This window comes from Variovorax sp. J22G73 (assembly GCF_030317035.1).
GTDB lineage: Bacteria > Pseudomonadota > Gammaproteobacteria > Burkholderiales > Burkholderiaceae_C > Variovorax.
Genome location: NZ_JASZYK010000001.1, coordinates 640,898 through 659,923 on the forward strand (window position 1 = coordinate 640,898; position 19,026 = coordinate 659,923).

General features: G+C 65.7%; 18 protein-coding genes. 5 read left to right on the plus strand and 13 right to left on the minus strand.

What is annotated here, in order from left to right; all coding sequences use genetic code 11:
• Positions 1-60: 60 nt before the first annotated feature.
• The 12 genes from asd to QTI51_RS02905 all read right to left on the minus strand — a co-directional run bounded on the left by asd (position 61) and on the right by QTI51_RS02905 (position 11,851).
• Positions 61-1,230 (minus strand): aspartate-semialdehyde dehydrogenase, encoded by a 1,170-nt coding sequence (gene asd, locus QTI51_RS02850; protein ID WP_116908560.1) that lies wholly within the window; start codon positions 1,228-1,230, stop codon positions 61-63.
• A gap of 90 nt (positions 1,231-1,320) precedes the next feature.
• On the minus strand, positions 1,321-2,409 hold the full coding sequence (gene leuB / locus QTI51_RS02855; RefSeq protein ID WP_286512940.1) for a 3-isopropylmalate dehydrogenase: 1,089 nt from the start codon (positions 2,407-2,409) through the stop codon (positions 1,321-1,323).
• Between the two features lie 37 nt (positions 2,410-2,446).
• Positions 2,447-3,103 carry a 3-isopropylmalate dehydratase small subunit gene (gene leuD, locus QTI51_RS02860; protein WP_116908247.1) on the minus strand — a complete coding sequence of 219 codons (657 nt, stop codon included), beginning with the start codon at positions 3,101-3,103 and terminating at the stop codon, positions 2,447-2,449.
• 24 nt (positions 3,104-3,127) lie between these two features.
• Positions 3,128-4,549, minus strand: a complete 1,422-nt coding sequence (gene leuC / locus QTI51_RS02865; protein ID WP_116908246.1) for a 3-isopropylmalate dehydratase large subunit — start codon at positions 4,547-4,549, stop codon at positions 3,128-3,130.
• Positions 4,550-4,619: 70 nt separating this feature from the next.
• A complete protein-coding gene (locus tag QTI51_RS02870; protein WP_116908245.1) occupies positions 4,620-5,564 on the minus strand; it encodes a LysR family transcriptional regulator in 945 nt (314 codons plus the stop codon).
• Between the two features lie 216 nt (positions 5,565-5,780).
• Positions 5,781-7,091, minus strand: a complete 1,311-nt coding sequence (gene gltA, locus QTI51_RS02875) for a citrate synthase (protein ID WP_116908244.1) — start codon at positions 7,089-7,091, stop codon at positions 5,781-5,783.
• 24 nt (positions 7,092-7,115) lie between these two features.
• Positions 7,116-7,433 (minus strand): FAD assembly factor SdhE, encoded by a 318-nt coding sequence (locus tag QTI51_RS02880; RefSeq protein ID WP_116908243.1) that lies wholly within the window; start codon positions 7,431-7,433, stop codon positions 7,116-7,118.
• 28 nt (positions 7,434-7,461) lie between these two features.
• The gene (locus QTI51_RS02885; RefSeq protein WP_108137843.1) at positions 7,462-8,163 is read right to left on the minus strand and encodes a succinate dehydrogenase iron-sulfur subunit; all 702 of its coding nucleotides are present in this window, start codon (positions 8,161-8,163) and stop codon (positions 7,462-7,464) included.
• A gap of 47 nt (positions 8,164-8,210) precedes the next feature.
• On the minus strand, positions 8,211-10,019 hold the full coding sequence (gene sdhA, locus QTI51_RS02890; RefSeq protein ID WP_116908242.1) for a succinate dehydrogenase flavoprotein subunit: 1,809 nt from the start codon (positions 10,017-10,019) through the stop codon (positions 8,211-8,213).
• A 7-nt stretch (positions 10,020-10,026) separates the two neighbouring features.
• Positions 10,027-10,392: a succinate dehydrogenase, hydrophobic membrane anchor protein gene (gene sdhD / locus QTI51_RS02895; RefSeq protein ID WP_116908241.1), complete on the minus strand. Its 366-nt coding sequence runs from the start codon at positions 10,390-10,392 to the stop codon at positions 10,027-10,029.
• 13 nt (positions 10,393-10,405) lie between these two features.
• The gene (gene sdhC, locus QTI51_RS02900; protein WP_116908240.1) at positions 10,406-10,852 is read right to left on the minus strand and encodes a succinate dehydrogenase, cytochrome b556 subunit; all 447 of its coding nucleotides are present in this window, start codon (positions 10,850-10,852) and stop codon (positions 10,406-10,408) included.
• A 240-nt stretch (positions 10,853-11,092) separates the two neighbouring features.
• Positions 11,093-11,851 carry a GntR family transcriptional regulator gene (locus QTI51_RS02905; protein WP_116908239.1) on the minus strand — a complete coding sequence of 253 codons (759 nt, stop codon included), beginning with the start codon at positions 11,849-11,851 and terminating at the stop codon, positions 11,093-11,095.
• Between the two features lie 185 nt (positions 11,852-12,036).
• Here QTI51_RS02905 and QTI51_RS02910 point away from each other — a divergent pair, with 185 nt between their 5' ends.
• From QTI51_RS02910 to QTI51_RS02930, 5 genes are all read left to right on the plus strand, one after another.
• The gene (locus QTI51_RS02910) at positions 12,037-13,023 is read left to right on the plus strand and encodes a malate dehydrogenase (protein WP_116908238.1); all 987 of its coding nucleotides are present in this window, start codon (positions 12,037-12,039) and stop codon (positions 13,021-13,023) included.
• Between the two features lie 21 nt (positions 13,024-13,044).
• Positions 13,045-13,833 (plus strand): trans-aconitate 2-methyltransferase, encoded by a 789-nt coding sequence (gene tam, locus QTI51_RS02915; RefSeq protein WP_116908237.1) that lies wholly within the window; start codon positions 13,045-13,047, stop codon positions 13,831-13,833.
• Complete coding sequence (locus QTI51_RS02920) at positions 13,830-14,828, plus strand: HpcH/HpaI aldolase/citrate lyase family protein (RefSeq protein WP_116908236.1); 999 nt, start codon at positions 13,830-13,832, stop codon at positions 14,826-14,828. Before tam ends, QTI51_RS02920 begins: the two co-directional genes overlap by 4 nt.
• A gap of 34 nt (positions 14,829-14,862) precedes the next feature.
• Entirely contained in the window at positions 14,863-15,423 is a 561-nt protein-coding gene (locus QTI51_RS02925) for a hypothetical protein (RefSeq protein ID WP_116908235.1), read from the plus strand.
• 89 nt (positions 15,424-15,512) lie between these two features.
• A complete protein-coding gene (locus QTI51_RS02930; protein WP_116908234.1) occupies positions 15,513-18,098 on the plus strand; it encodes a bifunctional aconitate hydratase 2/2-methylisocitrate dehydratase in 2,586 nt (861 codons plus the stop codon).
• 67 nt (positions 18,099-18,165) lie between these two features.
• Here the strand turns inward: QTI51_RS02930 and QTI51_RS02935 are convergent, their stop codons facing one another.
• Positions 18,166-19,026, minus strand: coding sequence for a hypothetical protein (locus QTI51_RS02935; protein ID WP_116908233.1), 861 nt, complete (start codon positions 19,024-19,026; stop codon positions 18,166-18,168).

Genomic DNA, 19,026 nt, shown 5'->3' on the forward strand with positions numbered 1-19,026 from the left:
GACATTCAGCGTCGCCATTTAGCAACAAATCATGTTTCAAAAGGCGCCGAGCGGACCATATCAGGCTTCAAGCAAGATTCGCAGCATGCGGCGCAGCGGTTCGGCGGCGCCCCACAGCAGCTGGTCGCCGATGGTGAAGGCGCCCACGTATTCCGGCCCCATGGCCAGCTTGCGGATACGGCCGACCGGAATGTCCATGGTGCCCGTCACCGCCACCGGCGTCAGGTCCTTCACGGTGGCTTCGCGCGTGTTCGGCACCACCTTGGCCCACGGGTTGTCGGCGGCGATCAGCGCTTCGATGTCGGCCAGCGGCACGTTCTTCTTGAGCTTGAAGGTCAGGGCCTGGCTGTGGCAACGCATGGCGCCGATGCGCACGCAGAAACCGTCGACCGGCGTGGCGGCGGTGCCGAAGCCCGCGCCCTGGCCGAGGATCTTGTTGGTCTCGGCGCCGCCCTTCCACTCTTCCTTGGACATGCCCCACTCGGCGTCGTCCTGGCTCTTGCCCAGGCCCAGGTCCTTGTCGATCCAGGGGATCAGCGAGCCGCCCAGGGGGGCACCGAAGTTGGCCGTTTCGGTGGCGCTCAAAGTCTGCTGCTTGTGCAGCACCTTGCGGTCGATTTCGAGGATGGCCGACTTCGGGTCGTCCAGCAGCGCACGCACCTCGGCGTTCAGCGTGCCGAACTGGGTCAGCAGTTCGCGCATGTGCTGCGCGCCGCCGCCCGAGGCTGCCTGGTAGGTCATGCTGGTCATCCACTCGACCAGGCCGGCCTTGTAGAGGGCGCCCACGCCCATGAGCATGCAACTCACGGTGCAGTTGCCGCCGATCCAGTTCTTGCCGCCCTTGGCGAGCGCGTTCTCGATGACCGGCAGGTTGACGGGGTCGAGCACGATGATCGCGTCGTCCTTCATGCGCAGGGTCGACGCGGCATCGATCCAGTGGCCGTTCCAGCCGGCGGCGCGCAGCTTGGGAAACACCTCGCTGGTGTAGTCGCCGCCCTGGCAGGTGATGACGATGTCGCACTTCTTCAGTGCATCGATGTCGTTCGCATCCTTCAGCGCGGTTTCGTTCTTGGCCATCGCCGGGGCCTTGCCGCCGGCGTTGGAGGTCGAGAAGAAGATCGGCTCGACGAGCCCGAAGTCGCCTTCGGCCTGCATGCGGTCCATCAGGACCGAGCCGACCATGCCGCGCCAGCCCACGAGGCCGACCAGAGGTTGAGATGCGTTCGCCATTTCCATTTGCCCTTTAAAAAAAGAAAAAATCTGTCTTTTCTTGCCCCCGACTCGTCGAGCCGGGGAGGGGCGTGACGAAGCGGGCTGCGGTTAGCCGGTAATCGTCTTTTTGGTGATTGCTGCTACCACCGCGTCGCCCATTTCGCGGGTGCCGACGCGCTTCGTGCCTTCCGACCAGATGTCGCCCGTGCGCAGCCCGGAGGCAAGCACGTGCTTCACCGCCGACTCGATACGGTCGGCAGCCTCGGGTTGGTTGAGTGAGAAGCGGAGCATCATGGCAGCGGACAGGATTGTAGCCAAAGGATTGGCAACCCCTTTGCCTGCAATGTCGGGCGCGCTGCCATGGCTGGGCTCGTACAGGCCCTGGTTGCTCGAATTGAGCGACGCCGACGGCAGCATGCCGATCGAGCCGGTGAGCATCGCGGCCTCGTCCGAAAGAATGTCGCCGAACATGTTGCCCGTGACCACCACGTCGAACTTCTTGGGTGCCTTCACGAGTTGCATGGCCGCGTTGTCGACGTACATGTGGTCGAGCTCGACGTCCGGATATTCCTTGCCCACCTCGGTGACGATGTCCTTCCAGAACTGGAAGGTCTCCAGCACGTTGGCCTTGTCCACGCTGGTCACGCGCTTGCTGCGCTTGCGGGCGGCCTCGAAGGCCACGCGCGCGATGCGCTCGACCTCGGGGCGCGAGTAGCGCATCGTGTCGAAGGCTTCCTCGGCGCCCGGAAAGTGCCCGTCCGTCGCGGTGCGGCGGCCGCGCGGCTGGCCGAAGTAGATGTCGCCGGTCAGCTCGCGAATGATCAGGATGTCCAAGCCCGCGATCAGCTCCGGCTTCAGGCTCGACGCGTCCACCAGCTGCTCGTAGCAGATGGCGGGGCGGAAGTTGGCGAACAGGCCCAGGTTCTTGCGCAGCCCCAGGATGGCCTGCTCGGGGCGCAGCGGCCGGTCGAGCTTGTCGTACTTCCAGTCGCCGACGGCGCCGAACAGCACCGCGTCCGATTCCTTGGCGAGCTTGAGCGTGGCCTCGGGCAGCGGATGGCCGTGCGCCTCGTAGGCCGCGCCGCCGACCAGCGCCGACTCCAGCTCGAACTTCAGGTCGAGCACGTCGAGCACCTTGACGGCTTCCGCCACGATTTCGGTGCCGATGCCGTCACCCGGGAGAACTGCGATTTTCATTTTTGTCGTGTGTTGAAGAGATGAAAGAGGGGCGTGCTCAGGCGTTGGCGAGCATCGTATGCGCGAGCCAGGGCTTTTGCGCCAGGCGCTCGGCCTCGAAGGCCTTGATCTTGTCCTTGTGGCGCAGCGTGAGGCCGATGTCGTCCAGCCCGTTGATCAGGCAGTACTTGCGAAACGCCTGCACGTCGAAAGCCAGCTCGCCGCCGTCGGGCTTCACCACCACCTGGCGCTCCAGGTCGATGGTCAGCGAATAGCCCGGGAAGGCGAAGGCCTCGTCGAACAGCTGCGCCACCTGCGCCTCGCTCAGCACGATCGGCAGCAGGCCGTTCTTGAAGCTGTTGTTGAAGAAGATGTCGGCGTAGCTCGGCGCGATGATCGCGCGAAAGCCGTACTGGTCAAGCGCCCACGGCGCGTGTTCGCGCGACGAGCCGCAGCCGAAGTTCTTGCGCGCCAGCAGCACCGAGGCGCCCGCGTAGCGCGGCTGGTTCAGCACGAAGTCGGGGTTGGGCTTGCGGCTCTTCGGGTCCTGGCCGGGGAAGCCGGCGTCCAGGTAGCGCCACTCGTCGAACAGGTTCACGCCGAAGCCGGTCTTCTTGATCGACTTGAGGAATTGCTTCGGAATGATCGCGTCGGTGTCGACGTTTTCGCGGTCCATGGGAGCCACGAGGCCCTTGTGCACGGTGAATTTCTGCATGTGATGTCTCCAGTTCAGGCCAGATCAGGCAAAGGTACGAACGTCGACGAAGTGGCCGTGCACCGCGGCGGCGGCGGCCATGGCCGGGCTCACGAGGTGGGTGCGGCCACCCGCGCCCTGGCGGCCTTCGAAGTTGCGGTTGCTGGTGGATGCGCAGCGCTCGCCGGGCTCCAGCCGGTCGGCGTTCATGGCCAGGCACATCGAGCAGCCGGGTTCGCGCCATTCGAAGCCCGCGGCCTTGAAGATCACGTCCAGGCCTTCGCGCTCGGCCTGTTCCTTCACCACGCCCGAGCCGGGCACCACCATCGCGAGCTTCACGTTCTTGGCCACCTTCTGGCCGAGCTTCTTCACCACGGCGGCGGCTTCGCGCATGTCCTCGATGCGGCTGTTGGTGCACGAGCCGATGAACACCTTGTCGATGAAGATGTCGTTCATGGCCTTGTTGGGCTCCAGGCCCATGTAGACCAGCGCGCGCTCGATGGCGCCGCGCTTGCTCGCGTCCTTTTCCTTGTCGGGGTCGGGCACGCGGCCGTTGATGTCGACCACCATCTCGGGCGAGGTGCCCCAGGTCACCTGCGGGGGGATTTGCGTAGCGTCGAGCTCGACCACGGCGTCGAAGGTCGCGCCCGGGTCCGACTGCAGCGTGCGCCAGTAGGCGGCCGCCTGCTCCCACTCGACGCCGGTGGGCGCCAGCGGGCGGCCCTTGACGTACGCGATGGTCTTCTCGTCGACCGCCACCAGCCCGGCGCGCGCACCGGCCTCGATGGCCATGTTGCACACCGTCATGCGGCCTTCCATGCTCAGCTCGCGAATGGCCGCGCCCGCGAATTCGATGGTGTAGCCCGTGCCGCCCGCAGTGCCGATCTTGCCGATGATGGCCAGCACGATGTCCTTGGCCGTGCAGCCCAGGGGCAGCTTGCCTTCGACCTTCACGAGCATGTTCTTCGCCTTCTTGCCCAGCAGCGTCTGCGTGGCCATCACGTGCTCGACCTCGCTGGTGCCGATGCCGTGCGCCAGCGCGCCGAACGCGCCGTGCGTGGAGGTGTGCGAGTCGCCGCACACCACCGTCATGCCCGGCAGCGTCGCGCCGCTCTCGGGGCCGATCACGTGCACGATGCCCTGGCGCTTGCTCAGGAACGGAAAGAACGCGGCGGCGCCGAACTCGGCGATGTTGTGGTCCAGCGTGGTGACCTGCTCCTTGCTGGTCGGGTCGGCAATGCCTTCGTAGCCGCGCTCCCAGCCGGTGGTGGGCGTGTTGTGGTCGGCCGTGGCCACCACCGAGCTGATGCGCCACAGCTTGCGGCCGGCCTCGCGCAGGCCTTCGAAGGCTTGCGGGCTGGTCACCTCGTGCACCAGGTGGCGGTCGATGTAGAGGATCGCGGTGCCGTCTTCCTCGGTGTGGACGACGTGTTCGTCCCAGATCTTGTCGTAGAGCGTGCGTGCCATGTCGGTCTCTTGTCTTTCGTGGGGAAATGGATTGTCTTGTCTGTGCGGCTTCGGATCGGTCGAATTCGTTTCAGGCCGCAAGTTGTTCGGTGCCGTCCGCTGCGGCGTGCAGGTGGTTCACCAGCGAGCGCGCGGCCACCGGCAGCGTCGAGAAGTCGCGCGCCACCAGGCGGATTTCGCGTGCCGCCCAGGCGTCGTTCAGCGCCACGCTCACCAGGCCGCGGCCGATGCCGTTGCGCATGAGCTCGAAGGCGCGCTGCGGCATCACGCCGATGCCCAGGCCGTTCTCGATCATCCGGCACATGGCGTCCAGGCCGGTCACGTGGATGCGCAGCTTCACGCTGCGGCCCGCGCTCAGCGCGGCCTCGTGCATCGCGACGTAGATGGAGCTGTTGGTGTGCAGGCCGACGTGGTCGAAGGCGAGCGAGTCGATGAAGTCGATGGCGCCCTGCGCGGCCAGCGCATGGCCCGTGGGCACGATCAGCGCCAGGCGGTCGTGCCGGTAAGACAGGCTCTGCAACTCGCCCGCGCCGCCGGCCACGTGGCACACGCCGAGGTCGGCCGCGCCTTCCTGCACCGCGCGGATCACCTCGCTGCTCAGGTGCTCTTCCAGGTCGATCTTGATGGCCTCATGGGCCCGGGTGAACACGCCCAGGTCTTCCGGCAGGAACTGCACGATGGCCGAGATGTTCGCGTGCACCCGCACATGGCCGCGCACGCCGTCGGCGTATTCGCTGAGCTCGCCCTGCATCTTCTCCAGGCTGTAGAGCACCGAGCGGGCATGGTGCAGCAGGCTTTCGCCGGCGGGCGTGAGGTCGACGCCGCGCGCATGGCGGTAGAGCAGGGTGGTGCCGAGCGTGGCCTCCAGGTCCGACAGCCGCTTGCTGATGGCCGACGCCGCGATGAACTCGCGCTCCGCCGCGCGGCCGATGCTGCCCAGCTCGCACACGGCCACGAACAGCTGCAGCGACGTGAGGTCGATGCGGCGTGCAAAGTTGCGTTCGGACGTGCTCATGGGGGTGGGCTTTGGAAGGCTTGGGCATCGCGTCTGGCGATGAGTTGGCTATTTTCTTCCTGTTTTCCTGCCGCTGCCATCGTGATGCGAGATGGCATTGCTGCCCGCTCGCGAAGAGGGGCATGCCGAACGGGCAATAAAAAAGCTGCCCGAAGGCAGCTTTTGGGGGACGGTTCGTGAACCGGTCGTCGACCGGTCCATCAGTCCACCAGCCGATCAGCGCGCGGTGATCGGCTTCACGTCACGCTTGGGCGAGCCTTCGAACAGCTGGCGCGGGCGGCCGATCTTGTACTCGGGGTCGCCGATCATTTCGTTCAGCTGGGCGATCCAGCCGACCGTGCGGGCCAGCGCGAAGATCGCGGTGAACAGCGGCACCGGGATGCCGATGGCGCGCTGCACGATGCCCGAGTAGAAGTCGACGTTCGGGTACAGCTTGCGCGACACGAAGTATTCGTCTTCCAGGGCGATCTTTTCGAGTTCCTTGGCCAGCTTGAACAGCGGGTCGTTTTCCAGGCCCAGCTCGGTCAGCACTTCGTTGCAGGTTTCCTGCATCAGCTTGGCGCGCGGATCGTAGTTCTTGTACACGCGGTGGCCGAAGCCCATGAGCTTGACGTTCGAGTTCTTGTCCTTGACCTTCTTGATGAACTCGCCGATCTTCTCCACGCCGCCTTCCTTCTGGATGTCGTAGAGCATGTTCAGCGCCGCTTCGTTGGCGCCGCCGTGGGCAGGGCCCCACAGGCAGGCCACGCCGGCCGCGATGGCAGCGAAGGGGTTCGTGCCCGACGAGCCGCACAGGCGCACGGTCGAGGTCGAGGCGTTCTGCTCGTGGTCCGCGTGCAGGATGAAGATGCGGTCCAGCGCGCGTTCGAGCACCGGGTTCACCTTGTACTCTTCGCACGGCGTGGCGAACATCATGTGCAAGAAGTTGCCTGCGTAGCTCAGGTCGTTCTTCGGGTACATGTACGGCTGGCCGATCGTGTACTTGTACGCCATGGCCACCAGCGTGGGCATCTTCGCGATCAGGCGGATCGCGGCGATCTCGCGGTGCTCCGGATTGTTGATGTCCGTGCTGTCGTGATAGAAGGCCGACAGGGCGCCCACGAGGCCGGTCATGATGGCCATCGGGTGGGCATCGCGGCGGAAGCCACGCAGGAAGAACTGCATCTGCTCGTTCACCATGGTGTGGTTCGTCACGACCTTGGTGAAGTCTTCCTTCTTGGCCTGGTCCGGCAGTTCACCGTACAGCAGCAGGTGGCAGGTCTCGAGGAAGTCGCAGTTGGTCGCGAGCTGCTCGATGGGGTAGCCGCGGTACAGCAGCTCGCCCTTGTCGCCGTCGATGTACGTGATGGCCGACTGGCAGGCGGCGGTCGACATGAAGCCCGGGTCGTACGTGAACATGCCGGTCTGTGCGTACAGCTTGCGGATGTCGATCACGTCGGGGCCCACGGTGCCCTTGTAGATCGGCAGGTCGACGCTGTCGCCGCCGTTGCTGAACGACAGCGTGGCCTTGGTATCGGATGCTTTCATTTCGGTTTACTTTCAGAGGTGGATTCAGGACGACGAAGGAGAGATGGCGGGGCGCTGCGCGCCGTCGGTGCGCATCAGCTGCAGCAATGCGACCACCTCGGCCCCGGCCCATTCGGGCTCAGGCTCCTTTCTTCGCAGAAGGAGGTCGAGGAGGTCGTTGTCCGACAGGTCCATCAGTGTCTCCATCGCTCCCGCTTGACCCACGGTCATGCGGAATTCGTGCCGCTCGAAGAAGCGGGCGATGAACAGGTCGTTCTCGAGCAGTCCGCGCCGGCAGCGCCATTTCAGCTTGCTCAGCGCACGTTCGCTGAGCGGCTGGGTGGAGTCGGCGGCGGTTTGCATGGTGGCGTCTCTTGGCAATGACTCGGAATCAGATGGCGCGACGCACCATCAGTTCCTTGATCTTGCCGATGGCCTTGGTCGGGTTCAGGCTCTTCGGGCACACGTCCACGCAGTTCATGATCGTGTGGCAGCGGAACAGGCGGTACGGGTCTTCCAGGTTGTCCAGGCGCTCGGCGGTGGCTTCGTCGCGGCTGTCGGCGATGAAGCGGTAGGCCTGCAGCAGGCCGGCCGGGCCCACGAACTTGTCGGGGTTCCACCAGAAGCTGGGGCAGCTCGTGGAGCAGCTCGCGCAAAGAATGCACTCGTACAGGCCGTCGAGCTCTTCGCGCTCTTCGGGCGACTGCAGGCGTTCCTTCTCGGGCGGCACGCTGTCGTTCTGCAAGTACGGCTTGATGGAGTTGTACTGCTTGAAGAACTGCGTCATGTCCACGATCAGGTCGCGAATGACCGGCAGGCCCGGCAGCGGCTTCAACACGATCGTGCCCTTGAGCGTGAGCATGTTGGTCAGGCAGGCGAGGCCGTTCTTGCCGTTGATGTTCATCGCGTCGGAACCGCAGACGCCTTCGCGGCACGAGCGGCGGAACGACAGCGTCGGGTCTTGCGCCTTGAGTTTCATCAGGGCGTCGAGCAGCATGCGTTCGTGGCCGTCGAGTTCGACCTCGACCGTCTGCATGTAGGGCTTGGCGTCCTTGTCCGGGTCGTAGCGGTAGATCTGGAATGTGCGCTTCATCGTAGTGACCTTGTGAATGCTTTTACTTGGCTGACGTTAGCCGTTGCTTAGAACGTGCGGACCTTCGGCGGAACCGAGGCCACGGTGAGCGGCTGCAGCTTGACCGGCTTGTACGAGAGGCGGTTGTCCTGGCTGTACCAGAGCGTGTGCTTCATCCAGTTGGCGTCGTCGCGGCCCAGCGGTGCGACCGGGTCGTCTGCGGGACGCTCGTAGTCTTCCACCGTGTGGGCGCCGCGGCATTCCTTGCGTGCGGCGGCCGAGACCATGGTGGCCTGCGCCACTTCGATCAGATTGTCGACTTCCAGCGCCTCGATGCGCGCGGTGTTGAACACCTTGGACTTGTCCTTCAGGCCGATGGCCTTGACGCGCTCGCGCACGGCGGCGATCTTGACCACGCCTTCGTCCATCGAAGCCTGCTTGCGGAACACGGCGGCGTGCTGCTGCATGACGGCGCGGATCTCGCCGGCCACGTCCTGCGCGTACTCGCCGGCGGTGCTGTCTTCGAGTTCGTTCAGGCGTTGCAGCGTGCGGTCGGCGGCGTTGGCCGGCAGCGGCTTGTGTTCCTTGAGCTTGTCGTTGAACTGCACGATGTGGTTGCCGGCCGCGCGGCCGAACACCAGCAGGTCGAGCAGCGAGTTGGTGCCCAGGCGGTTGGCGCCGTGCACGCTCACGCAGGAGCATTCGCCCACGGCATAGAGGCCGTTCACCACGGCGCTGTTGTCTTCACCCTTCTGGATGACGACCTGGCCGTTGATGTTGGTGGGAATGCCGCCCATCTGGTAGTGGATGGTCGGCACCACCGGAATGGGTTCCTTGGTGACGTCGACGTTGGCGAAGTTGATGCCGATCTCGTACACCGACGGCAGCCGCTTGTGGATGGTGTCGGCGCCCAGGTGGTCCAGCTTCATGTGGATGTAGTCCTTGTTGGGACCACAGCCACGGCCTTCCTTGATTTCCTGGTCCATCGAGCGCGAGACGAAGTCGCGCGGTGCCAGGTCCTTCAGGGTGGGCGCATAGCGCTCCATGAAGCGTTCGCCGTTGCTGTTCAGCAGGATGGCGCCTTCGCCGCGGCAGCCTTCGGTCAGCAGCACGCCCGCGCCGGCCACGCCGGTGGGGTGGAACTGCCAGAACTCCATGTCCTGCAGCGGAATGCCCGAGCGTGCGGCCATGCCCAGGCCGTCGCCGGTGTTGATGAACGCGTTGGTCGACGCGCCGAAGATGCGGCCCGCGCCGCCTGTGGCCAGCAGCACGGTCTTGGCCTGCAGGATGTGCAGGTCGCCGGTTTCCATTTCGAGCGCGGTCACGCCGACCACGTCGCCTTCGTCGTCACGGATGAGGTCGAGCGCCATCCATTCGACGAAGAACTGGGTGCGGGCCTCGACGTTCTTCTGGTACAGCGTGTGCAGCATCGCGTGGCCGGTGCGGTCGGCCGCGGCGCAGGCGCGTTGCACGGCCTTTTCGCCGTAGTTGGCGGTGTGACCGCCGAAGGGGCGCTGGTAGATGGTGCCGTCGGGGTTGCGGTCGAACGGCATGCCGAAGTGCTCTAGCTCGTACACGACCTTCGGTGCTTCGCGGCACATGAACTCGATCGCGTCCTGGTCGCCGAGCCAGTCGGAGCCCTTGATCGTGTCGTAGAAGTGGTAGTGCCAGTTGTCTTCGCTCATGTTGCCCAGCGATGCACCGACGCCGCCCTGGGCAGCCACGGTGTGCGAACGCGTGGGGAACACCTTCGAGAGCACGGCCACGTTGAGGCCGGCGCGAGCGAGTTGCAGCGAGGCGCGCATGCCGGAGCCGCCGGCACCGACGATCACGACGTCGAATCTGCGCTTGGTGATTTGTTCTTTTGTGTAGGTCATGGTGGGGTCAGATCTTCCAAAGCACTTGAATGGCCCAACCCGCACAACCGACAAGCCAGACGATGGTGAAAATTTGCAGCACGAGACGGATGCCGACAGGTTGGACGTAGTCCATCCACACGTCGCGCATGCCGACCCACACGTGATAGAGCAGGGCGACGATGACGGAGAACGTCAGCACCTTCATCCACTGCGCGGCAAAGATGCCGGCCCACAGGTCGTAGCCGATGGGGCCGCGGGAGAAGATCAGCTGTGCGAGCAGGATGATCGTGAAGAGCGCCATCAGGCCGCCCGTGATGCGCTGGCTGAGCCAGTCGCGCAAACCGTAGTGGGCGCCGACGACGACGCGCTTGGAGCCGTAATTCACAGACATGGTTGGCTCCTTCTCAGTACAGGCCGAACAGCTTGGCGCCGAGCACCAGGGTGAGCAGGATGCTCAGGGACAGCGTGACCAGGGCGGAGCTGTGTCCGAACTCCTTGGTGACCGCTGCGTGGCTCACGTCCATCCAGAGATGGCGCAGGCCGGCGATGAAGTGGTGCAGGTAGGCCCAGATCAGCGCGAGCGCGACGAGCTTGAAGAACCAGCCGGGCGCAAAGCCGATGCCGACGTTGAAGGCACCCTTGAATCTGGCGAAGGAGTATTCAGATGACAGCGATGTGTCGAACATCCAGATGATGAACGGCAGCAGCAGGAACATGATCACGCCGCTGACGCGATGCAGGATCGACACGATGCCGGCCGGCGGCAGCCGATAGGTCGTGAGGTCGGTGAATGCGTTGATGTTGCGGAATTCGCGACGCGGCGGCCGGGGGGGAGTTGCAAGCTCTGTCATTGGGGGAAGTGCTTTCGTGGCGTGGAGACTTGTTGGCTTGTTCTGAGAGCGAACGCTTTTGTTTCTTATGCGGAAATGCAAACAACGCAAAATTCTATTGCAATGCACCATCGGGCAGCGGACGCGCACGAGTCAGCGCACCATTGCAGTCGGATGCTCTTGACCCGGTAGCGCCCTGCACGGGTTGTGTGCGCACGCTGGCGCACCGGTATTCGGCCTTTTTCGTCTGCATCATCGGGGTCAGCCCAGCTGGTTTCTGTAGTGGTGCGTGTCGGTGCGATAGAGCCCGCGGCGCAACTCCATCGGCATGTCATGGTAGGTGTGCGCGACGCGTTCCACACTCAGCAGGGGCATCTGCAGCGGCACCTCGAGCAACTGGGCCTGTTCGGCATCGGGCAGCACGGCCCGGATCTTTTCTTCGGCGCGCACCATGCGCACCCCGAATTCCGTTTCGAACAGCGCGTACATCGGGCCGGGCCAGGCGCGCAGCCGCTCGGCGGTCAGGCCCTTGAAGGGCGTGCCGGGCAGCCACAGGTCTTCGAGGATGGTGGGAACGCCTGCGTAGGCGAGCACGCGGCGCACTTGCAGCACGGCGTCGCCGGTGCGCAGGCCGAGCGCGCGCGCCACGTCGGCGGAGGCGCGCAGGCGCTTGCAGTCGACGATGGTGCGTACCGCGGGGCCTTCGGTGCTCGGGTCGCCGGCGTCGGGCACGAGCTTGAGAAAGCGGTACTGCACGTGCTGCTCGGCATGCGTGGCGACGAAGGTGCCCTTGCCCTGGCGGCGCACCACCAGGTTTTCGGCCGACAGCTCGTCGATGGCCTTGCGCACCGTGCCCTGGCTCACCCGGTAGCGCACCGCCAGGTCCATCTCGCTGGGGATGGGTTCGCCCGGCTTCCACTCGCCCGCCTGCAGGCTCTGCAGGATCAAGGTCTTGATCTGCTGGTAGAGCGGACTGAAGGACGGCGTCGTGGGCTCGTCGAGGGTGGAGGGCGTGTTCATGGCAGCGGTGGGTGCGCCTTGGCGGACCCCGAGAGGATATCTTATATAAGACATAAGACGACCCTCATTGAATCGGCTTAAAATATTGCGGGTCTCGCACTGCGGGAAGGTATTTCGTCCCGCAGGACCCCCTGGCGCCCCACGAGAGCGCCTACACCGTTTTCACTACCTTCTGGAGTCTTCCCATGAGCAAAAAGCCCGTCCGCGTTGCCGTCACCGGTGCCGCCGGTCAAATCGGTTACGCCCTGTTGTTCCGTATCGCCTCCGGTGAAATGCTCGGCAAAGACCAGCCGGTCATCCTGCAACTGCTCGAAATCCCCGACGAGAAGGCCCAGAAGGCGCTCAAGGGCGTGATGATGGAGCTCGACGACTGCGCCTTCCCGCTGCTGGCCGGCATGGAAGCCCACGGCGACCCGATGACCGCCTTCAAGGACGCCGACTACGCACTGCTGGTCGGCTCGCGTCCCCGCGGCCCCGGCATGGAACGTGCCGAACTGCTGGCCGTGAACGGCGCCATCTTCACCGCGCAAGGCAAGGCCCTGAACGCCGTCGCCAGCCGCAACGTGAAGGTGCTGGTGGTCGGCAACCCCGCCAACACCAACGCCTACATCGCCATGAAGAGCGCGCCCGACCTGCCGCGCAAGAACTTCACCGCCATGCTGCGCCTGGACCACAACCGCGCCGCCAGCCAGATCGCCGCCAAGACCGGCAAGGCCGTGGCCGACATCGAGAAGCTCACCGTGTGGGGCAACCACTCGCCCACGATGTACGCCGACTACCGTTTCGCCACCATCAACGGCGAAAGCGTGGCCAAGCTGATCAACGACCAGGAATGGAACGCCAACACCTTCCTGCCGACCGTGGGCAAGCGCGGCGCCGCCATCATCGAGGCACGTGGCCTGTCGTCGGCAGCCTCGGCTGCCAACGCCGCCATCGACCACATGCGCGACTGGGCCCTGGGCACCAACGGCAAGTGGGTCACCATGGGCATTCCGTCGGACGGCCAGTACGGCATTCCGAAGGACGTGATGTTCGGCTTCCCTGTCACCTGCGAAAACGGTGAGTACAAGCTGGTCGAAGGCCTCGAGATCGACGCATTCAGCCAGGAACGCATCAACAAGACGCTCGAAGAGCTCGAAGGCGAACGCGCCGGCGTCGCCCACCTGCTCTAAGCCACGCAAGGCAAGCCCGGCATGCTCGACTGGAACCCCGCGCTCTACCGTCGCTACGAGGACGAGCGCACCCGCCCCGCACAGGAACTCCTGGCGCGGGTGCCCCTGGCGGAGGCGGCCCGCGTGGTCGACCTCGGTTGCGGGCCGGGCAATTCCACCGAGCTGCTGGTGCAACGGTTTCCGAAGGCGCAAGTCACCGGAACCGACAACTCCGAGGCCATGCTGGTCAGCGCTCGCGAGCGCCTGCCCCAGGCGGCCTTCGAGTTGAGCGACATCGCGACCTGGGCGCCACGTTCTTCGGAAGAAGCGCCCGACCTCATCTATGCCAACGCGTCCCTGCAATGGGTGCCCGATCACCAGAAGCTGATCCCGCGCCTGTTCGACGCGCTGGCCCCGGGTGGCGTGCTCGCCATCCAGATGCCCGACAACCGCCAGGAGCCCACGCACCGGCTGATGCGCGCCGTGGCCGCCGAAGCCCCCTGGGCCGAGGCCATCGGCGACGCCGACAGGCTGCGCACGCTGCTGCTCGACCTGGGCGGCTACTACGACCTGCTGGCGCCGCGCGCCGCGCACATCGACGTCTGGCACACCATCTACCAGCACCGCATGGCGGATGCCGCTTCCATCGTCGAATGGGTGCGCGGCACGGGGCTCAAGCCCTTCGTCGACCGCCTGGGCGCCGACCTGCAGGCCAGCTATCTTGGCGAGTACCTGCGCCGCGTGGACGCCGCCTACCCGGCGCGCGCCGACGGCAAGCGGCTGCTCGCGTTTCCGCGCATGTTCATCGTGGCGCAAAAGAGCAAGGCATGACCCATTCGGCCCATCCCGGTGAAGTGCTGCTCGGCGCGCAGGCCGGCGCCGTGACGCTGCCCGTGTGCGACCACTACAGCGGCGTCGAAGCGCGCATGAAGAAGAGCCTCGCGCTCCAGGCTGAGATGGCCGAGGAGTTCGGCGCCTGCGTGTTCGACGTCACCCTCGACTGCGAAGACGGCGCCCCCGTGGGCGGGGAGGCCGAGCACGCGGCGCTCGTGACCGAGCTGGCGCTGGCCGCTCGGCCGGGCATGCGCATCGGCGTGCGCGTGCACCCGGTCGACCATCCGGCGTTCGCCGGCGACGTGATCACCATCGCCGGCCGCGCCGCCGACCGCCTGAGCCACCTGATGGTGCCCAAGGTCGAGTCGCTCGCCGACGTGCTGCAGGCCGTGGCCGCGCTCGACGCGGCCGATGCCGCGGCGCTGCCGCTGCACGTGCTCATCGAATCGCCGCTGGCCGTGCACAACGCCTTCGATATCGCCGCGCATCCGCGCGTGCAGTCGCTGAGCTTCGGCCTGATGGACTTCGTCTCGGCCCACGCCGGCGCCATTCCGGCCGACGGCATGGGCGCGGCGGGGCAGTTCAGCCACCCGCTGGTGGTGCGCGCCAAGCTGGCCATCGCGTCGGCTGCGCATGCCTACGGCAAGGTGCCCTCGCATTGCGTGGTCACCGAGTTCAACGACACCGATGCCATGCGCACGGCGGCCCGCAGGGCGGCCACCGAATTCGGCTACACGCGCATGTGGAGCATCCACCCGAACCAGATCCGGCCCATCCTCGAGGCCTTCGCGCCCGACGAGGCCCAGATTCAAATTGCCACAAAAATCCTTGTAAAGGCGGCAACCGCGAATTGGGCGCCGACACAAATTGATGGCACATTGCACGACCGCGCGAGCTACCGCCACTTCTGGCAGGTTCTGACGCGCGCCCACGCAACAGGGCGCGCGTTGCCCCCCGAGGCGAAAGCCTGGTTTGCATTCGCGGCCTCCTGAAACCACCTGTACCCAGCCTCAAGGAAACCCACACATGAAGAAAATTGCCCTGATCGCCGCTGTTGCCCTGGCACTCCCGCTGGCCGCCCTGGCCCAGGACGCTGCCAAGCCGGCGGCCAAGCCCGCCGCCAAGTCCACCACGGCCAAGGCACCCGCCAAGAAGCACCAGGTCACGCGCAAGGCCGCCAAGGCCGTCGAAGAAGTCACGCCCATCAACACCGACACCGACGTGACGCTCAGCGACACCGACCTGGCCGTGGCCCAGCGCGTGTCCGTCGGCAAGGCCCAGTGCGAACTCGGTGCCGACGTGACCGTCACGCCCGACGAGAAGAAGCCCGGCTTCTTCACCGTGACCACCAAGGGCCTGAAGTACCGCATGCACCCGGTCGAAAGCCGCACCGGCGCCATCCGCCTCGAAGACCCGCGTGCCGGCGCCATGTGGCTCCAGCTCGGCAACAAGTCGATGCTGATGAACCAGAAGGCCGGCCTGCGCATTGCCGACGAATGCCAGACCGACGCGCAAGTCGCGTTCGCCGCCGAGATGAAGAAGAACCCGCCCAAGGCCCTGTTCGAGGGTGCCGACGGCGCCAAGTAAGCGTACCGACCACGGGGTGCGGCGCGGCTCTTGCTTGACCGCGGGGGCCGCCTCGCACGCCCGACAGCCCAGTTTCCGGAGAAAAGAAGATGTTGCAAGCCTACGTTGATCATGTTGCCGAACGCGCCGCGCTCGGTATCCCGCCGCTGCCCTTGAGCGCGAAGCAGACCTCTGAAGCCATCGAGCTCCTGAAGAGCGCGAACGCCAAGGACGGTGCCTTCCTGCTCGAGCTGCTCACCTACCGCGTGCCCGCCGGCGTCGACGACGCCGCCAAGGTCAAGGCCAGCTACCTCGCTGCCGTGGCCCACGGCACCGAGAAGAGCGAGTTCATTTCGCGCGCCCGCGCCACCGAACTGCTCGGCACCATGCTCGGCGGCTACAACATCAGCCCCATGATCGACCTGCTGGACGACGCCGAAGTCGGCGCCGTGGCAGCAGAAGGCCTGAAAAAGACCCTGCTGATGTTCGACCAGTTCCACGACGTCAAGGAAAAGGCCGACAAGGGCAACGCCAACGCCAAGGGCGTGCTGCAGAGCTGGGCCGATGCCGAGTGGTTCACCAGCCGCCCCGAAGTGCCCGAGAGCATCACCGTCAGCATCTTCAAGGTGGCTGGCGAAATCAACACCGACGACCTGTCGCCCGCGCCCGACGCCACGACCCGTCCCGACATTCCGATGCACGCCCTGGCGATGCACAAGAACGCCCGCCCCGGCATCGTCCCTGAAGAAGACGGCAAGCGCGGCCCGGTGAAGTTCATCGAAGACCTGCGCGCGCGCGGCCACCTCGTGGCCTACGCCGGCGACGTGGTCGGCACGGGTTCGTCGCGCAAGAGCGCCACCAACTCGGTGCTGTGGTTCACCGGCGAAGACATTCCCTTCGTTCCGAACAAGCGTTTCGGCGGCGTGTGCCTCGGCGGCAAGATCGCTCCCATCTTCTACAACACGATGGAAGACTCGGGCGCTCTGCCCATCGAGCTCGACGTCACGCAGATGAACATGGGCGACGTGGTCGAGCTGCGTCCCTACGAAGGCAAGGCGCTGAAGGACGGCAAGGTCATCGCCGAATTCACCGTCAAGAGCGACGTGCTGTTCGACGAAGTGCGCGCCGGCGGCCGCATTCCGCTGATCATCGGCCGCGGCCTCACCACCAAGGCGCGCGAAGCACTGGGCCTGCCCGTGTCCACGCTGTTCCGCCTGCCGAGCAGCCCGGTCGATACCAAGAAGGGCTTCTCGCTCGCGCAGAAGATGGTCGGGCGTGCCTGCGGCCTGCCCGAAGGCCAGGGCGTTCGCCCGGGCACGTACTGCGAACCCAAGATGACCTCGGTCGGCTCGCAGGACACCACCGGCCCGATGACCCGCGACGAGCTGAAGGACCTGGCCTGCCTGGGCTTCTCGGCCGACCTCGTGATGCAGTCGTTCTGCCACACGGCGGCGTACCCCAAGAAGGTCGACGTCAAGATGCACCACGAACTCCCCGAGTTCATGGCCAACCGCGGCGGCGTCTCGCTGCGTCCGGGCGATGGCGTGATCCACAGCTGGCTCAACCGCCTGCTGACGCCCGACACCGTGGGCACCGGCGGCGACAGCCACACGCGTTTCCCCATCGGCATCAGCTTCCCGGCGGGCTCCGGCCTCGTGGCCTTCGCGGCCGCCACCGGCGTGATGCCGCTGGACATGCCCGAATCGGTGCTGGTGCGCTTCAAGGGCAAGATGCAGCCCGGCGTCACGCTGCGTGACCTGGTCAACGCCATTCCGCTGTACGCCATCAAGGCTGGCCTGCTGACCGTGGCCAAGCAAGGCAAGAAGAACATCTTCTCGGGCCGCATCCTGGAAATCGAAGGCCTGCCCGACCTGAAGGTGGAACAAGCCTTCGAGCTGAGCGACGCCTCGGCCGAACGCTCGGCCGCCGGCTGCACGGTGCACCTGAGCAAGGAACCGATCGCCGAGTACATCAACAGCAACATCACGCTGATGAAGTGGATGATTGCCGAAGGCTACGCCGACGCCCGCACGCTGCAACGCCGTATCGCCGCCCAGGAAGCCTGGCTGGCCGACCAGCAACTGCTCAAGGGCGACGACGACGCCGAGTACGCCGCCGTCATCGAGATCGACCTGGCCGAGATCCACGAACCCATCGTGGCCTGCCCGAACGACCCCGACGACGTGAAGACGCTGAGCGACGTGGCCGGTGCCGTGATCGACGAAGTGTTCATCGGTTCGTGCATGACCAACATCGGCCACTTCCGCGCGGCTTCCAAGCTGCTCGAAGGCAAGCGCGACATCCCGGTCAAGCTGTGGATCGCGCCGCCGACCAAGATGGACGCGCAGCAACTCACCGAGGAAGGCCACTACGGCGTGTTCGGCAATGCCGGTGCGCGCACCGAAATGCCGGGCTGCTCGCTGTGCATGGGCAACCAGGCGCAGGTGCGCGAAGGCGCGACGGTCATGTCGACCAGCACGCGCAACTTCCCGAACCGCCTGGGCAAGAACACCAACGTGTACCTCGGCTCGGCCGAGCTGGCCGCCATCTGCTCGCGCCTGGGCCGCATCCCGACGCGCGAGGAGTACATGGCCGCCACGGGCGTGCTCGATGCTTCCAGCACGCAGATCTACCAGTACCTGAACTTCGACAAGATCGACGACTACAAGGTCGCCGAGACCGCAGCGGCCTGCTGACAGGCCCGGCAACCTTGCCAATGAAAAAGCCCCGCACCGCGGGGCTTTTTTCTTGGGCGCTGCAGGCTCAGGCCGGCGGCATGTTGGGCTTCAGGTGCTCCCTGCCGCTGAGCACCATGGCCGCGCCCGCCGGGCCACCGACCGCATGCGGCAGCGAGGTGAGCAGCGAGTTCGCGAAATCGCCGCGGTAGAGCTTGGCGCCCTGGTGCGTGAGGTTGGAGTTGGCGTCGATGTAGATCGACTCGCCCAGGCCCGACCACAGGCGGCAGAAGCCGTAGTCCTCCGACAGATAGCGGCGCGTCTGCGGGTCGACCATCACGTCGAAGAAGCGGTAGTGCAGGCCCAGGTCGGGCTCGCCGATGCTGTCGGGCACGTAGTTGAGGTCGGGGTAGCTCGCCATGAGCCGCTCGAACACGCCGCGCGCGATGACCATGAAGCCTGTGGGCGCCTCGGTCATCTTCATGAAACCGTCGGGCTGGACCTCGAGCTCGACCTGCGCGCTGCGCTCGGACGCCTTGGCGTTGACCGTGTAGCGCGTGAACGTGGCCTCGAACTGCTGGCGCGTGGTGCCCTCGGCCACGCCTTCGGCGGGCCAGTCTTCGCGCTTCAGCGGATACACGCCGGCCGCGATGTCGTAGCCGGACAGCAGCAGCCGGAACGCCGCCTGCGCCGAGAAGCCGATGTCGGCGTCGATCCAGAACAGGTGCGTCCAGTGCGGATTGGCCAGGAACTGCGCCACGCAGTTGTTGCGCGCCCGCGTGACCAGGCTTTCGCCCTGGTGGAACAGCACCTGCAGCCGCATGCCGGCGCGCTCGGCTTCCACGGTGAAGTTCATCATCGACATGACGTAGTTCTGGAAGAACTTGCCGTCGTGGCTGGGCGTGACGATCACGGGGAAGAACTGTCGGAGTTCAGAGGGGTCGAGCAC

Excerpts from the sequence above, each read along its gene's own strand:
- asd (WP_116908560.1), bottom strand. The coding sequence starts at position 1,230 with ATGGCGAACGCATCTCAACCTCTGGTCGGCCTCGTGGGCTGGCGCGGC.
- leuB (WP_286512940.1), bottom strand. The coding sequence starts at position 2,409 with ATGAAAATCGCAGTTCTCCCGGGTGACGGCATCGGCACCGAAATCGTG.
- leuD (WP_116908247.1), bottom strand. The coding sequence starts at position 3,103 with ATGCAGAAATTCACCGTGCACAAGGGCCTCGTGGCTCCCATGGACCGC.
- leuC (WP_116908246.1), bottom strand. The coding sequence starts at position 4,549 with ATGGCACGCACGCTCTACGACAAGATCTGGGACGAACACGTCGTCCAC.
- QTI51_RS02870 (WP_116908245.1), bottom strand. The coding sequence starts at position 5,564 with ATGAGCACGTCCGAACGCAACTTTGCACGCCGCATCGACCTCACGTCG.
- gltA (WP_116908244.1), bottom strand. The coding sequence starts at position 7,091 with ATGAAAGCATCCGATACCAAGGCCACGCTGTCGTTCAGCAACGGCGGC.
- QTI51_RS02880 (WP_116908243.1), bottom strand. The coding sequence starts at position 7,433 with ATGCAAACCGCCGCCGACTCCACCCAGCCGCTCAGCGAACGTGCGCTG.
- QTI51_RS02885 (WP_108137843.1), bottom strand. The coding sequence starts at position 8,163 with ATGAAGCGCACATTCCAGATCTACCGCTACGACCCGGACAAGGACGCC.
- sdhA (WP_116908242.1), bottom strand. The coding sequence starts at position 10,019 with ATGACCTACACAAAAGAACAAATCACCAAGCGCAGATTCGACGTCGTG.
- sdhD (WP_116908241.1), bottom strand. The coding sequence starts at position 10,392 with ATGTCTGTGAATTACGGCTCCAAGCGCGTCGTCGTCGGCGCCCACTAC.
- sdhC (WP_116908240.1), bottom strand. The coding sequence starts at position 10,852 with ATGACAGAGCTTGCAACTCCCCCCCGGCCGCCGCGTCGCGAATTCCGC.
- QTI51_RS02905 (WP_116908239.1), bottom strand. The coding sequence starts at position 11,851 with ATGAACACGCCCTCCACCCTCGACGAGCCCACGACGCCGTCCTTCAGT.
- QTI51_RS02910 (WP_116908238.1), top strand. The coding sequence starts at position 12,037 with ATGAGCAAAAAGCCCGTCCGCGTTGCCGTCACCGGTGCCGCCGGTCAA.
- tam (WP_116908237.1), top strand. The coding sequence starts at position 13,045 with ATGCTCGACTGGAACCCCGCGCTCTACCGTCGCTACGAGGACGAGCGC.
- QTI51_RS02920 (WP_116908236.1), top strand. The coding sequence starts at position 13,830 with ATGACCCATTCGGCCCATCCCGGTGAAGTGCTGCTCGGCGCGCAGGCC.
- QTI51_RS02925 (WP_116908235.1), top strand. The coding sequence starts at position 14,863 with ATGAAGAAAATTGCCCTGATCGCCGCTGTTGCCCTGGCACTCCCGCTG.
- QTI51_RS02930 (WP_116908234.1), top strand. The coding sequence starts at position 15,513 with ATGTTGCAAGCCTACGTTGATCATGTTGCCGAACGCGCCGCGCTCGGT.